The following is a 14656-nucleotide window of genomic DNA, read 5'->3' on the forward strand; positions in this document are numbered from 1 at the left end:
GTGAAGTTTTCTCCCGCCGGGAGCACCCAACGAGACGCACCGTCTTGCTACTGAGACTGAAACACGTTCTAATTCTGGTCATGGACTATGGGCTTGTTCTCTTCACCAGTGACCGCGGTATCGCCCCGGCCAAGGCCGCCAAACTCGCCGACGATCACGGCTTCACGACGTTCTATGTGCCCGAGCACACCCATATCCCGATCAAGCGCGAGGCCGCTCACCCCACCACCGGCGACGAGTCCCTGCCTGACGATCGCTACATGCGCACCCTGGATCCGTGGGTGTCGCTGGGCACCGCGTGTGCGGTGACCTCGCGGGTGCGGCTGTCGACGGCCGTCGCGCTGCCCGTCGAGCACGATCCGATCACCCTGGCCAAGTCCATCGCCACCCTGGACCACTTGTCCGGCGGACGCGTGTCGTTGGGCGTCGGATTCGGTTGGAACACCGACGAACTCGCAGACCACAAGGTTCCCCCGGGCCGGCGCCGCACCATGCTGCGCGAGTACCTGGAAGCCATGCGGGCGCTGTGGACCGAGGAAGAAGCCTCGTACGAAGGCGAATTCGTGAACTTCGGGCCGTCATGGGCCTGGCCCAAGCCCGTGCAGTCACACATTCCCGTCCTGGTCGGCGCGGCAGGCAACGAGAAGAACTTCAAGTGGATCGCGAAGTCGGCCGACGGCTGGATCACCACGCCGCGCGACTTCAACATCGACGAGCCGGTCAAGCTGCTGCAGGACACCTGGGCCGCAGCCGGGCGTGACGGTGCCCCGCAGATCGTGGCACTGGACTTCAAGCCGGACCCCGAGAAGCTCGCGCACTGGCGTGAACTGGGTGTGACCGAGGTGCTCTTCGGATTGCCGGACAAGTCCGAGGCCGAGGTGTCGGCCTACGTCGAGCGGCTCGCGGGCAAGCTCGCGTCGCTGGTCTAGTTCTGGCTTTGCCGCTTTAGCCGGCCCACGCCGAAATCAACGCTATGGTCGCAAAAGTTCGAGGGGACCGACCATGGCGTTGATTTCGCGGTGTGGCTACGCCAGCGTCGCGGCGTTTCGCTTCTCGCCGGACTGCACGACGATCGATGCCCCCAGCGGCTCACCATCGGTGAGCAGGGCCATCAGCGCCTCGTCTGTAGTCGTTGCCAGGAACCGGCTGCCATCGGAATTCAGACGTCCGATGATGATGCCGGTGCGCGGCGTCCAGTCGTAGCGGACGGTGTAGGTCTCGATAGTGGCCGGGCCGTCGGCCTTTTCGGCGATGACAACGCGGTCCTGGGCGTTGAACCCGTCCTGCAGAGCGGCGCTGCCGTCGGCAACCCAGTCGGCCGGCTCGGTGGAGTAGATGCCGACCGAGTACTTGCTCGCGATACCGCCGTTTCCTCCGACAAGCGCGAACTGGCCTGGCTTGTCGCGCATTTCATTGACAGCCTCAGCGATACCGTGCATCGAGTAGTTGTTGCCCGGGCCACCGAAGAAGGGCAGGCCACCGGTGAGGGTCAGGCCGCGTTCGTCGTCGGGCGCCAGACCGGTGCCGTCGCAGATGTTGAACACCGGGAACGGGAAGCAGCTGTAGAGGTCGAACGCGGCGACGTCGTCGAGGGTGATGCCGGCGACCCGCAGGGCCTCGTTCACCGCGATCACCGCGGCCTCGCTGTAGCCGAGTTCAGCGCGCTCGAGCAGCTTGATTTCCTTCATGTCGGCGTGCCCCCGCAGGTAGACCCACTTCTCCTCGGGCACATCGAGTTTCCGGGCGGTCTCGACCGACATCAGCAGCACCGCCGCGCCCTGGTTGACCTGGTCGCGCGCCACCATCATCCGCGGGTACGGGTCGCAGATCATCCGGTTGCTCTCGGTGACGGTCGCCAGCTCCTCGGCCGAACGCTCCACCGGGGCAGAGGAATACGGGTTCTTCGCGGCCACCTTGGAGAACGGCGCGAACAGCTCGGCCATCGCCTGCCGGTAGTCCGCGACCGACAGCCCCTGCCGGGCCCGGCGCGCGTTCTCCAACAAGCCGTACTGCACCGGGGCACCGATCAGACCGTGTTTGATCGTGTACTCGTCGAAGATGCCGTCGTAACCGAAGCCGCGGTCCTCCAACTGGCCCTCGACGGTCTCGGAGTGATCCGGCTTGTCGTCGCGCTTGGAGAAGTGGCGCAGTGTCGACGTGTTCTCCGAGCCGAACAGCAGCACCGCATCTGCCTCGCCCGCCGCGATGGCCGCCGAGAACTCGGTGACGAGGTGCTGAGGGCTCTGGCCGCCGATCACCTCGAGGATGGCGCGCGCCGGCTCGGCGCCGACGTTGCGCGCCACTGAGCGCGGGTAGTTGTCGGACACACCCAGGGTCGGCGTCTGCGGTCCGGAGATCTCGAACTGCCGCGTACCCGCCACGGTGTCGATCGCCTGCGCCACGGCAGCGGCGTCGGCTCCGCAATCGTGCAGGGCTGCCCTGGCCGCCTCGGTGGCCAGCTCGACCGAGGACATGCCGCGGTAACCGTCAAGATCGATGCGCTCGGTGAACTGTCCGACGCCGACGATGACGGGTGTGCGCGGATCGACCATGACAATCTCCTTGACGGGTGTTAATTCGCGAGGCTAACCGATTGTGGTTTCCAGAGCGAAATCGGTGCGCATCTGCCCTCATGAGCCGTTTTAGGGTGGATGGGTGACGCAACCGTTGAGGGTCGATACCGCAGCGCTGAAAGGGGCTGCGGAAGAGCTAGCCGCGTTCAGCGACGAACTCGGAGATTCACTCACTCACGAATGGCAACCTCCGGCGAATCAACCTTCAGCGAAGGCCACGGTGGCCCTCACCGCGGCGACCAATCACGTGATGAGCGAATGTTCTGCCAACCTGCTCCACTTCGCCGACAACATCGCCCAGGCAGCGCGCTATTACGACGCGACGGATTCGGTAAACGCTCAAGCCGTAATCAAGACGATGAACCCGCCCAAGTAGGAGTACCGAGTCGAGATGCTGACGCGTTCTCGTATTGAGGGGTGGACGACGGGCCACCTGATGTCTGCGTCGCTCGGGTGGGAGCGCACCGCCAGCATCATTGATGAGCACTACAGCAAGGCCCAGAGCACAGTCGGCGGCGTTCCCTGGACGGGCCCGGCTTCAGACCGCGCCAACGGTAAGTTGTCCGAAAATTTGGCCAAGGTCCGGACATCGCTCGATCTCTTCAGGCAGGCATCAGGTATCGCCAAGGCGGGTGCGGAATCTATCGGCGCCGCCAAGAACGATGCAGTCAACGCGATCAAGAACACTGAGGACCAGTTCTTCTCGGTAAGCGAGGACTTGACCGTCACCGACCGCTTGCCCTGGATCATCAGCCCTGCCCTGGCCCTGATGCGGAAGCTGAGGGCGACTCACGCCCAAGCCGATATTCGCGCTAAGGCAACGGTGTTGGAATGGACCGATCAAAACGTCGCCGATCAACTCGACACAATGACGTCGAGGCTGAGAGAGTTCGATCTACAGGGCGGCAAGGGTGAATCTGGCGCAGGCTCGTCCAAAGACCCCCAGATCACCGGGCGCCCAGGACCTTTACGGCCAGAGGGCACACAGGGCGATTTGAATTCCACTCTCCCCGGTACCGGCATCGAGATCAGTGGCGACGGGCGAACCGGTTACCCCACACTGAACGGACAAAAGAATCCGTTGGAGATCGAAGCGAACCAACCATCACAGGAAAATCCAGACGGGAAGGACAAGGTCCGACCGCTTCCGACCGGCACGATTGTTGGTCCTGACGGGAAGCAGTACGCCCTGTACAGCGAGGTTCCCTATGTAGTGGACGGGAAGCCAAATCCTGAATATGCAACCGCCGATACCACCGTGGTAGATCTCAACGATCCATCGAAGAGTATCGGCGTCCTGCCCGGGATCGCCCAAGCCAGTGGCGCGTACGACCCAAAGACCAACCGGATGATCGTAGTAGGAAACACCGGTCCACATCCTGGAGACCGGACGAGAATGCTGTATGTGTCCGACCCCATCGACCCCGCCAACCCGAACGGCTGGATGCAAACCCTCAAGCCCCAGGGTGAAATCCAGGGATTGCCCGGTGACCGCGAGAGCCAACTCGTCGCACTCAAAGGTGGCGGGTTCATGCTCGTCGGATCCGACAACTTCAATCCGGGTGTTCCAGGCGATCAACCGATCAGTGCGATTACCGCGACGACGCCAGAAGGTTTGCTGAAGGCACCGGCGACTCCACTATTCCCTCCTGGGCAGGGAACTTGGCCGGGAGGAGGGACCGGGGCTCCGTACGGTCCTTCTGTCGTCGATACAACATATGACCCGGTTACCGGTCAAGAGACGGTGCAACTTCGCGTGAGCACATGGGAGGATCCGCCGGGCTGGGATGGAACCGGCGACAAACCGTACAACCCTAAGACTTATCAGACCGAGATCACCGTCCAGCACTAACGCGATGAGAGAAAAACCATGAGTAGCGTGCACCTCCTGCGCCAGGTCCTCGCCGTCCCCGCAATGGTTGCAACCCTTGCCGTTGGCCCTGCAGTGCCATCGGCGGAGGCACAACCACCTGGATTTCCCGATCTCAATGCGTTTACAGAAGCACCGGCCAACCTCGACTTCTCGCGCCCAGACCGTTGGGCCAACGGGTACGCGTTCTTTCGCACACCTGACGGTCTAAGCTGCATGATCGGTGGTGTCAGACGGTGCAGTGGACCCCTACCCGGACTGCCCGTGGAATACGGCGAATGTGCCGTCGTGCTGCAGACCCACGAAGAGTACAGTCGCTCAGCACCTTTCAGATTTGAGAAGTCGGTCAAGGGGTGCCCACCACCGGCCGACACACTTCTCAACATCGGTCAGAAGCTAACACTCACCGCGAACAACACCACGACGTGCGTGGTCGGCGAGGATCGATTAACCGCATGTATCGACGGCGACGGGAAGCATGGCTTCGTAGTGCAACCGTCGGGAAGCTGGGCGTTCTGATGCGGCTTGCGCGGTGCTTGGCCGTCGTACTTCTCGGGGTTACGGCATGTTCGTCAACACCGGAGTTACCTTCTCCGCCAGTAGGTTTCCCCGACCTGAACGAATTTGCGGGCGTCGACCCAAAAGATTTCGACTTGGGCGGAACAGCGTTCGTCAGTCCCGAACGGATCAGTTGCGTGCTCGACTACGGGCCTCATAGATCCGTCGTGTGCGGTGGCAACATTGACGGCATCGCCGATTCGGTAACAGGTACCGGCTGTCCTGAGGTGCGCAAGCCAGAGGACGGACCGAGCGACGCACCCTACGTCATCTCACGGCCGGATGGGGATTGCGCCTCGGCGAGGTTTAAACCGATCACCGTCGGCAAGAAACTCAAGGGCCACAACAGCACCTGCGTCGTCGGCGGGAACAACCTCGTTGCCTGTATCGACGCCGACCACAAGCACGGGTTCGTCCTGCAGCCCTCCGGCAGCTGGGCTTTCTGAGCTCGCCGTTTCCTACGCCCGGGTCCTTCTCAGCGAGCGAGCACAGCCCAGATGTGGAAAGCGACGCCTTAGAAGAGGCAAAGCAACACAGAAACCGGCGCTCACCAGCGCACCTTGACGATCCTGTCACTTAGTGACACATTGGAGATGTCACTAAGTGACAAGTTCTGGAGGTGAGGGCAATCGGCGAGAAGCAGGATCAGGCGCGTCTGGCGGTCTCGCGGCACGCCTGCAAGCTGTTCTGGGAACGCGGTGTCGCAGGCACCAGCGGTGATGACATCGCCGCTGCCGCAGGGCTTTCCACCCGCACGATCTGGCGCTATTTCCGCGCCAAGGAACGCTGCGTCGAACCGGTGCTGGAAAAGTCCGCGGACCGGTTCATCGACATCTTCAACCGGTGGCCCCATGATCTCTCGCTGGCCGAACACCTTGCCACCGACGGGATTTCACATCCGACGGCGCCCGAGGATGTACAAGACGAGATCAGCGCGATGCGGATCGCCACCATGACGATGTCTGAGCCGGCCCTGCGTACCGCGTACCTGATGGTGCACGACCGGATGGAGCAGGGCTTCATCCCGGTGATCGCCGACCGCCTGCATCTGCCCGTCGACGATCTCACCGTCCGTCTCTGTGCGGCTGCCGTTACCGGGGCGTTCCGTGTCGTCGACGAGGACGTCAGCGTGGCGGTGATCGTCGAGGGCAAGAAAGTCACCGAAGAGCAGGCGCTCGCCCTGATCGACCGGGCGATCCGCGATGCCACCAACGGGCGATTGGGCGGACCCGTCGAATCCTGATCGGCCGCAACCGAAAGAACTTGTCCGCACCCGCGAAAGGAGCGTCATGGCGTTGCCCGAACTCATCTCGGTGGAGGATTTCTTCAGCCCACCCGAGCGCGCAGCCGCAAAGATCTCGCCCGACGGAACCAGAATCGCCTACCTGGCGCCGTGGAAGAACCGCCTCAACGTGTGGGTTCAGGACCTCGACGGCGACGCACCTCCGCGCTGTGTCACCGCCGACGAAACCCGCAGCGTCTACATCTACGAATGGACCGACGATCCGCGGTGGCTGCTCTACATGCAGGACAACGGTGGTGACGAGAACTTCCATGTGTACCGCGTCGACCTGGACAACCCCGGTACCGCCGCAGTGGATCTCACACCGTTTCCGGGAGCCAGAGCGAGTTTCGATCTCGCCAAGGGTCGGCCCGGGAAAGCGATCGTGCAGACCAACAACCGCGATCCCCAGCTGGTCGACGCGTACGAACTCGACATCGCCACTGGAGAACTCACCCTGCTGGCGGAGAATCCGGGGAACGTCATCACCTGGCTGTGCGCCCCCAACGGCGACCTGTTCACCAACACGCTGACGGCTGACGGTGACGTAGAGATATCGCAATGGGACTCGGCCACAGCATCATTGCGGACCATCAAGGTCTACGACGGCACCGACTACCCGCTGGGCATCTTCCCCGTAGTCATCTCCCCGGACGGCACCGGCATCTGGCTGGGGTCGAATGAGGGCAGTGACCGCACCCGGCTGGTCCGGCTCGATGTGGCGACCGGCGTCGAGACCGAGGTGGACAGCCACCCGACATTCGACCTCGGCAATCAGATGGTGTTGCCGTCACCGTTCATCCTCAGCGAGCGCACGGGGGAACTGATCGGCTCCCGTTTCTACGGGGAGCGCCAGGTGATCCATGCCCTCGACCCGAATTTCGCTGCGGTACTTGAGAATCTGACCCGACTGTCGGAGGGCGACCTCGCCGGGATCTCGTCCGACGATTCCGGGCAGCGCTGGGTCGTCAACTTCACCCACGACCGCGACCCGGGCGCCACCTACTTCTACGACCACACGACCGGCGAGAGCCGGCTGCTGTTCCGGCCATACCCGAATCTGAATTCAGATTCATTGGCAACGATGGTCCCGGTGACCATCCCCTCACGCGACGGCCTTGAGCTCCACTCGTATCTGACCCTGCCCGTCGGCGTCGAGCCCACCGACCTGCCGATGGTGCTGCTGGTGCACGGTGGACCCTGGTCACGGGATTGCTGGGGCTTCCAACCCGACGTGCAGATGCTGGCCAACCGCGGATATGCGGTGCTACAGGTCAACTTTCGCGGCTCGACCGGCTACGGCAAGGCCTTCACCAAAGCCGCGATCGGCGAGTTCGCCGGCAAGATGCACGACGACCTGATCGATGCGGTCGACTGGGCCGTCAAGCAGGGGTACGCCGACCGCGACAAGGTCGCGATCTTCGGCGGTTCCTACGGCGGTTACGCCTCGCTGGTCGGGGTGACCTTCACCCCGGACGTCTTCGCCGCGGCGATCGACTATGTCGGCATCTCCAGCCTGGCCAACTTCATGCGAACACTGCCGAATGTGGCCCGGCCGTTCCTGGCGACCAACTGGCACCTGTATGTGGGGGACCACAACGATCCGGTGCAGGAGGCCGACATGCTGGCCCGCTCCCCCATCACGAAGGTCGATCAGATCCGCACACCACTGTTGGTAGTCCAGGGCGCCAACGACTCTCGCGTGGTCCAGGCCGAATCCGACAACCTGGTCGAAGCACTTCGCAAGCGCGGCGTCGAGGTCGAATACATGGTCAAGGAGGACGAGGGGCACGGATTCCTCAACCCGGACAACCAGATCGACATGTACCACGCTGTCGAGCGGTTCCTGGCCGAGCATCTCGGCGGTCGCCTTCCCTGACGAGAAGACGCGAAAGCCCCCGAAATCCAGTGATTTCGGGGGCCTAAGCGTCTGCTCGCGCAGAGAGAATTACAGGTTGGCGAGCAGCTCGCGCGCCTTGGCGGCGGTCTCGGACGGCGTCTTGCCGACCTTCACGCCGGCGGCCTCCAGGGCCTCCTGCTTGCCGGCCGCGGTGCCCGCGCCGTCGGACACGATGGCGCCGGCGTGGCCCATCGTCTTGCCCTCCGGAGCGGTGAAGCCCGCGACGTAGCCGACGACCGGCTTGGTGACGTTGGCCTTGATGTAGGCCGCGGCCTTCTCCTCGGCGTCGCCGCCGATCTCACCGATCATCACGATCAGCTTGGTCTCGGGATCCTTCTCGAACGCCTCGATGGCGTCGATGTGGGTGGTGCCGATGACCGGGTCGCCGCCGATGCCGATGGCGGTGGAGAAGCCGAGATCACGCAGCTCGTACATCATCTGGTAGGTCAGCGTGCCCGACTTCGACACCAGGCCGATCGGGCCCTTACCGGTGATGTTGTTCGGCGTGATGCCGACCAGCGACTCGCCGGGGGTGATGATGCCGGGGCAGTTCGGACCGATGATGCGGGTCTTCTCGCCCTTGTCGACGTTGTAGGCCCACGCATAGGCGCTGTCCTGCACCGGGATTCCCTCGGTGATGACCACGAGCAGCGGGATCTCGGCGTCGATGGCCTCGATGATGGCGTCCTTGGAGAAAGCCGGCGGCACGAAGGCGATCGACACGTCAGCGCCGGTCTCCTTCATGGCCTCGGCGACCGAGGCGAACACGGGCAGCTCGACGTCGTTGCCGTCTTTGTCCTTGTGCGACACGGTGGTCCCGGCCTTGCGGGCGTTCACGCCGCCGACGACCTGGGTGCCGGCCTTGAGCATCAGAGCGGTGTGCTTGGTGCCCTCACCACCGGTGATGCCCTGGACGATGACCTTGGAGTCCTTGTTCAGAAAAATCGACATGTCAAGTCTCCCTTACTTGTTCGCCAGCTCGGCGGCCTTGTCGGCACCGGCGTCCATGGTCTCGGCCTGGACAACCAGGGGATGGTTGGCCTCGGCGAGAATCCGCCGGCCCTCTTCGACGTTGTTGCCATCCAGGCGGACGACCAGCGGCTTGTTGGCCTCGTCGCCGAGGATCTGCAGCGCCTGCACGATGCCGTTGGCCACCGCGTCACAGGCGGTGATGCCGCCGAACACGTTGACGAACACGCTCTTGACCTGGCTGTCGTTCAGGATGACGTCCAGGCCGTTGGCCATGACCTCGGCCGACGCGCCGCCGCCGATGTCGAGGAAGTTGGCCGGCTTCACGCCGCCGTGCTTCTCGCCCGCGTAGGCGACCACGTCCAGCGTCGACATGACCAGGCCTGCACCGTTACCGATGATGCCCACCTCGCCGTCGAGCTTGACGTAGTTGAGGTCGTTCTCCTTCGCCTTGAGCTCGAGGGGATCGGTCGCGTCCTTGTCCTCGAACTCGGCGTGACCGGGCTGACGGAAGTCGGCGTTGGCGTCCAGGGTGACCTTGCCGTCCAGTGCCAGGATCTGGTCGTCAGGGGTGCGCACCAGCGGGTTGACCTCAACCAGGGTGGCGTCTTCCTTGACGAACACCTCCCACAGCTTCTGGATGGTCACGGCCGCGGCGTCGAGCACCTCGGCGGGTAGGTGCCCCTGCTCGGCGATCGAGCGCGCGAAGGCCAGATCGACACCCTTGACGGCGTCGACGGGAACCTTGGCCAGCCGCTCGGGCTTGGTGGCGGCGACTTCCTCGATCTCCATGCCGCCCTCGACCGAGCACATGGCCAGGTAGGTCCGGTTGGAACGGTCGAGCAGGAAGGAGATGTAGTACTCCTCGGCGATGTCGCTCGCTTCGGCCACCAGCAACTTTTTGACGACGTGACCCTTGATGTCGAGACCGAGGATGTTGGTCGCGTGGGTGAACGCGTCATCGGGGGTGGCTGCGTACTTCACACCGCCGGCCTTACCGCGGCCGCCGACCTTCACCTGCGCCTTGATCATCACGGGCTTGCCGATTTCGGTGGCGATCGCCTTGGCGTCCTCGGCCGAGTCGGTCACGCGGCCCGGGGTCGTGGGGACGTTGTGCTTGGCGAACAGCTCTTTTGCCTGATATTCGAAGAGATCCATGTGCTTCCTAGATAGGCGTTGTCTGTCTGCGTTGACTTAGAAACTGCCCGGCCTGTACTTGCCGGACGGGCCCGCTGGCACTTTATCCACCACCGAGTGATGGATTAGCATCGCCTCCGGCTCATGTGGTAGATCTCACCGCCCATGGGAGGTGATACGGATCACATTCCGGCGCGGAATAGACCCATAAGTTGCCACCATCATTGGGATTTGGTTAACGTGCCTCTGGTCCAGATAACGTTCAGGTCACGACGAAGAAGGATTCTCGAGTCTTGCCGCAGCATCGTTCGTCCGCAGCTCCGCGAGGGGTGCCGACGGACGCGCGCCAGCGCAGACGCCGCGTTTCCCCTGAACAGCCGGACGCTGCCGAGGTCACGGACGTCATCCCGTTCAGCGCTTTCGAAGCCTTCGACGACCGCTCCGGTGATGCCGAATCCAGCGTTATTCATGCCCCGGAACTCGACGATCTAAACGACACCGACGACCTGGTGCCCGTCCGTCTTGCCGTCCCCTCACGCTTCCGCCCCGACGCGGGCAGCGAGCACAGCTCCCGGTACGCATACCGCGACAGCCACACCGATGTGAGCGACGGCATCGCCGCGACGGACGTGATCAACATGTCTGGCCGCCGCGGTGCCCACCGCAAGGAGCACGCCGGCGCAGTCAAGAGCCGCCTGATGATCGCCGCCATGGCCGCGGGCGCCACCGCTGCGGGCGCCTACTCGTTGGGCAACCCCACCGAGACTCAGGCCGACGACACCATCCTGGCCTCCGAGGGCACCCACATCGAAGGTGCCTCGGTCACCGGCTCGGTGGACGGCATGCAGATCGTCTCGGTCTCCTCGACCGCCGACACCTCGGTGCATGCCGAGGAGATCACCAAGGCCGCCGCCTTCGCCCAGGAGCGCGCCGAACGCGAGGCCCGCCTGTCGCGCCCGCTGTTCGTGATGCCCACCAAGGGCTACGTCTGGACCTCGAACTTCGGCTACCGCTGGGGCGTGCTGCACGCCGGCATCGACCTGGCGAGTCCGATCGGCACGCCGATCGTGGCGGTCTCCGACGGCGTCGTGATCGCCTCGGGCCCGACCGCCGGCTACGGCGCCTGGGTCAAGCTGCGCCACGCTGACGGCACCGTCACGCTCTACGGTCACATCAACACCTGGCTCGTCAGCGAGGGCGACCGGGTGATGGCCGGCGACCAGATCGCCACGGTCGGGAACCGGGGTTACTCCACCGGTCCCCACCTGCATTTCGAGGTTCTCCAGAACGGCACCAGTCGCATCGATCCGGTGCCGTGGCTGAACAAGAGAGGTCTCAGCGTCGGCAGCTATGTTGGCTGAGTGAGCGACGACCGTCAGTCAGCAGCCGATCACCCGGACGAAGACGACGACCGCACCCGCATCATCCGGCGCCAGCCGCAGGAACCGGTGTCGCGTCCCGTGCCGATCGCCGACGAACCCCACACCAGCATCATCCGCCGCCATCCCACAGGCGCCATTCCCACCGCGGGCAGCGCGGAGCCCCAGACCAGCCTGATCCCCGGTGTCACGGAAACTGACGCGCAGACCGGCCTCATCGGCAACGCGGAGGACGACGCCAGCACGCGCTACGTGCCCCGCGCCCGGCCCGTGGCCATCCCCCGCACCTCGGTGAGCATCAACCCCCGCACGGCGATCGTGGCGGCCACCTTCGCGATCCTCAGCGGCTGGGCCACCGGCGTCATCGCCACCGATCTGATCGCCGGCTGGTGGCGCACCGACCGATTGTTCTGCGTGGCCATCGGTTTCCTGGCAGCGATCTCGGCTGCAGCAACCATCGGCGGGCTCATCGCATTGTTGCTGCGGCGGCGCATGGGCCGGCTGCTGGTCATCGTCGGCGCCGTCATCGGTCTGCTGATCTTCGCCAGTCTGTTCATCGCCGGGGCCCGACTGCATCCGGTTGTGTACGCGATGCCGGCACTTCCGCTGACCGCCATCCTGTTCACCGCGTTGCCCTCGACCGGGCGCTGGAGTGCGCGGAGATAAGTGGTGTCCGGCGGCGCAATTGAGCGCTGTTAGCGTTCCCCTGTGCGTCCAACTGCGATGGCGGCGATTGTCCTTACTTCTATCAGTGGCGTTTTGGGGATCGCCGCGACGCTGCGTGCGCTCCTCGTAGCCTGGTACACCATCGGCTATGGCTTCAGTGCCGCCCCTTTGCGGTTCTGTCACTCGATCCTCAACCTTGTCGCGCTGGCTGCCGTAACCGTCGCCTTGTTCGCCGGGGCCGTGCTGTTGAGCCGCGACGAACGTCGTGGCCGCACTCTGGTGGTGGCGGCCAGCGCGGCGGTGATCGTCCTGTCGGTCGTCGAGTTCGTGGTGTGGGCCGGACCCGGATTCATAGCGTGGGGCAATCAAGGTGCGCTCGGTGTGACCCGCTGGGCCTGGTTCGCGCTGTCGATCGCCACGCTGATAGCCGGCCTCCTCACGGGAAGCGAAAAGCGCAGCACTGCAAATGATCCTGAGATCGCAGAGCCCCGTAGCAGCCGGGCGCCCAACCTGCTCGTCGCGGCACTGGCGGTGGCGATGGCCGGCTACCACCTGTGGCTGGCCAACAGGCAGTTCGACTACAGCTTGCGCTACATCACCGACTTGACGGACCTGCTGCCGACCACGCCGAGCGCGGCGTGGACGCTGGCGATGCTCGAGCCGCTGTCTGCCTCCGTCGTTGCGGCGGCAGTGCTCGTCATCGGCGCGGTGCTGATATCAGTAGGAATCGCCTCCGGACGCTTCGTGGTGATCGCCGGCTGCACAATCACGGTGGCGCAGGGCGTCTTCAGCTGGGCCGACCTGAATCGACTCTTCTACGAGATCGGCGCGAGCGAGCTTTCCACGATCTTCGCACCGCGGTCGGCATCGGTGGTCGTGCTCACGCTCACGGTGCCCGTGGTCACCGCCGTGCTGGCGGCGGCCGTGCCGGCACGTGCCGCTAGAACTTGACGGGCAACCTCGCCCAGCCGCGGACGCTGGACGTATGGGCACGAAAAGCGTTGGTGTAGTCGACTTCCCAGTCCGTCCACCGCTTGAGCACCTCTTCGAACGCGACCCGCGCCTCCAGCCGGGCCAGCGCCGAGCCCAGGCAGAAATGCAGGCCCTGACCGAAGCTCAGGTGGCCGCCCGTGCGGTGGATGTCGAACCGGTCGGGATCGGTGAACTTCGCCTCGTCACGATTGGCCGATCCGTTGAGCAGCAGCATGTAGGAGCCCTCGGGGATCGCCTGTCCGTAGTGCTCGACATCCTGGGCGACATAGCGGGCCTGCACCGGTGACGGCGGTTCGAAGCGCAACGTCTCCTCCACCGCACCCGGGATCAGGCTCGGATCGGCCACGAGCTCACGCCGTTGGCCGGGATGCTCGCCGAGCAGCTGCCCCATGAAACCTATGAGCCGAGCAGTGGTTTCGTTGCCCGCACCGGCGATCATCGCGGTGTACGCGAGCACCTCGGTGCGGGTCAGCAGCCGCGATGTCCCGTCCGCCTCCTCGATGTGCGCGGTGAGCAGATCGGTCATCAGGTCGTCGGACGGATGCGAAGCCCGCCATTCGATGTACTCGGCGAACATCGCGATGGCGTCGGCGAAGATCGTCGGGCTGACGCCGTCCGCACTGGCATCGACCGACGCCACCGTGATGGCCTTGTCGTTGCGGTCCCGGATGCTCTGCTGCTCCCCCTCCGGAATGCCCAGCAGATAGCCGATGGTGCGCATCGGCATGAACGCCCCGAGGTCCGCGACGAAGTCCAGACCGTCCTGCCCGCGCAGGGGATCCAGTGCCTTCGCACAGAAGTCGCGCACCAGCTCCTCGACTGCCAGCATGCGGCGTGGCGTGAAGACTTTCGACAGCAGTCGCCGGTGCAGATCATGCAGCGGCGGGTCCTCGAACAGCAGGATGCCCGGCGGGACCTCGATACCGCTGAACAGGATGTCGGCCGTGGTGCCGCGTCCTGATCGGTAGGCCTGCCAATTGGGCAGCTCCCGCGCCACATCGTCCCACCGGCTCAGCGCATAGAAGTTGTACTTCTCGTTGTAGTACAGCGGCGCCTCGCTGCGCATCCGTTTCCAGATCGGGTACGGGTCGTCGTCGATGTCGTTGTCGAACGGGTCGTAGTAGAGCTCCACCGCCTGCTGCGTCGTCACCGAACCACTTCCCCATCCGCCGTACCAAATAGTTGTTCCACCGTACTGTGGGGTGCGTCCGCCGGTCAATCACCGGCTCACAGCGGGTTAACAGTCAGCCTGAGCCAAACCGTCGACCCGAAATCGGGGCCGGGCGTCTACTGGGGCGGATTCGCGTGTGTGCTCACGCATTGACCCCT

General features: G+C 64.3%; 13 protein-coding genes. 9 read left to right on the top strand and 4 right to left on the bottom strand.

The window, feature by feature from the left end; all coding sequences use genetic code 11:
• The first annotated feature begins 80 nt into the window (after positions 1–80).
• Positions 81–929: an LLM class F420-dependent oxidoreductase gene (locus EH231_RS15940; protein WP_090427281.1), complete on the top strand. Its 849-nt coding sequence runs from the start codon at positions 81–83 to the stop codon at positions 927–929.
• A 96-nt stretch (positions 930–1025) separates the two neighbouring features.
• Here the strand turns inward: EH231_RS15940 and EH231_RS15945 are convergent, their stop codons facing one another.
• Positions 1026–2552: an acetyl-CoA acetyltransferase gene (locus EH231_RS15945; protein ID WP_090427278.1), complete on the bottom strand. Its 1527-nt coding sequence runs from the start codon at positions 2550–2552 to the stop codon at positions 1026–1028.
• 103 nt (positions 2553–2655) lie between these two features.
• On the opposite strand from EH231_RS15945, the gene EH231_RS15950 reads away from it, so the two are divergent.
• The 5 genes from EH231_RS15950 to EH231_RS15970 all read left to right on the top strand — a co-directional run bounded on the left by EH231_RS15950 (position 2656) and on the right by EH231_RS15970 (position 8162).
• A complete protein-coding gene (locus EH231_RS15950) occupies positions 2656–2949 on the top strand; it encodes a hypothetical protein (RefSeq protein WP_090427275.1) in 294 nt (97 codons plus the stop codon).
• A gap of 15 nt (positions 2950–2964) precedes the next feature.
• On the top strand, positions 2965–4425 hold the full coding sequence (locus EH231_RS15955) for a hypothetical protein (RefSeq protein ID WP_124712754.1): 1461 nt from the start codon (positions 2965–2967) through the stop codon (positions 4423–4425).
• 713 nt (positions 4426–5138) lie between these two features.
• A complete protein-coding gene (locus tag EH231_RS15960) occupies positions 5139–5447 on the top strand; it encodes a hypothetical protein (protein WP_124712755.1) in 309 nt (102 codons plus the stop codon).
• A 173-nt stretch (positions 5448–5620) separates the two neighbouring features.
• Entirely contained in the window at positions 5621–6244 is a 624-nt protein-coding gene (locus EH231_RS15965; RefSeq protein ID WP_124712756.1) for a TetR/AcrR family transcriptional regulator, read from the top strand.
• A gap of 46 nt (positions 6245–6290) precedes the next feature.
• Entirely contained in the window at positions 6291–8162 is a 1872-nt protein-coding gene (locus tag EH231_RS15970; protein WP_124712757.1) for a S9 family peptidase, read from the top strand.
• Between the two features lie 69 nt (positions 8163–8231).
• Here EH231_RS15970 and sucD read toward each other — a convergent pair whose 3' ends face one another.
• Entirely contained in the window at positions 8232–9134 is a 903-nt protein-coding gene (gene sucD / locus EH231_RS15975; RefSeq protein WP_044520139.1) for a succinate--CoA ligase subunit alpha, read from the bottom strand.
• A 12-nt stretch (positions 9135–9146) separates the two neighbouring features.
• Entirely contained in the window at positions 9147–10310 is a 1164-nt protein-coding gene (gene sucC, locus EH231_RS15980; protein ID WP_090427258.1) for an ADP-forming succinate--CoA ligase subunit beta, read from the bottom strand.
• Positions 10311–10582: 272 nt separating this feature from the next.
• Between sucC and EH231_RS15985 the strand changes: the two genes are divergently transcribed.
• Genes EH231_RS15985 through EH231_RS15995 form a run of 3 tightly spaced genes read left to right on the top strand, consistent with a single transcriptional unit; the run spans position 10583 to position 13285 of the window.
• On the top strand, positions 10583–11650 hold the full coding sequence (locus EH231_RS15985) for a M23 family metallopeptidase (RefSeq protein WP_090427254.1): 1068 nt from the start codon (positions 10583–10585) through the stop codon (positions 11648–11650).
• Complete coding sequence (locus tag EH231_RS15990; RefSeq protein ID WP_124712758.1) at positions 11651–12334, top strand: hypothetical protein; 684 nt, start codon at positions 11651–11653, stop codon at positions 12332–12334.
• Positions 12335–12376: 42 nt separating this feature from the next.
• On the top strand, positions 12377–13285 hold the full coding sequence (locus EH231_RS15995) for a hypothetical protein (RefSeq protein ID WP_124712759.1): 909 nt from the start codon (positions 12377–12379) through the stop codon (positions 13283–13285).
• Here EH231_RS15995 and EH231_RS16000 read toward each other — a convergent pair.
• Positions 13275–14477, bottom strand: a complete 1203-nt coding sequence (locus tag EH231_RS16000; RefSeq protein ID WP_124712760.1) for a cytochrome P450 — start codon at positions 14475–14477, stop codon at positions 13275–13277. The genes EH231_RS15995 and EH231_RS16000 overlap by 11 nt on opposite strands.
• Positions 14478–14656: the final 179 nt, after the last annotated feature.

It is taken from the genome of Mycolicibacterium nivoides, assembly GCF_003855255.1.
In the GTDB taxonomy this organism is placed as follows: domain Bacteria; phylum Actinomycetota; class Actinomycetes; order Mycobacteriales; family Mycobacteriaceae; genus Mycobacterium; species Mycobacterium nivoides.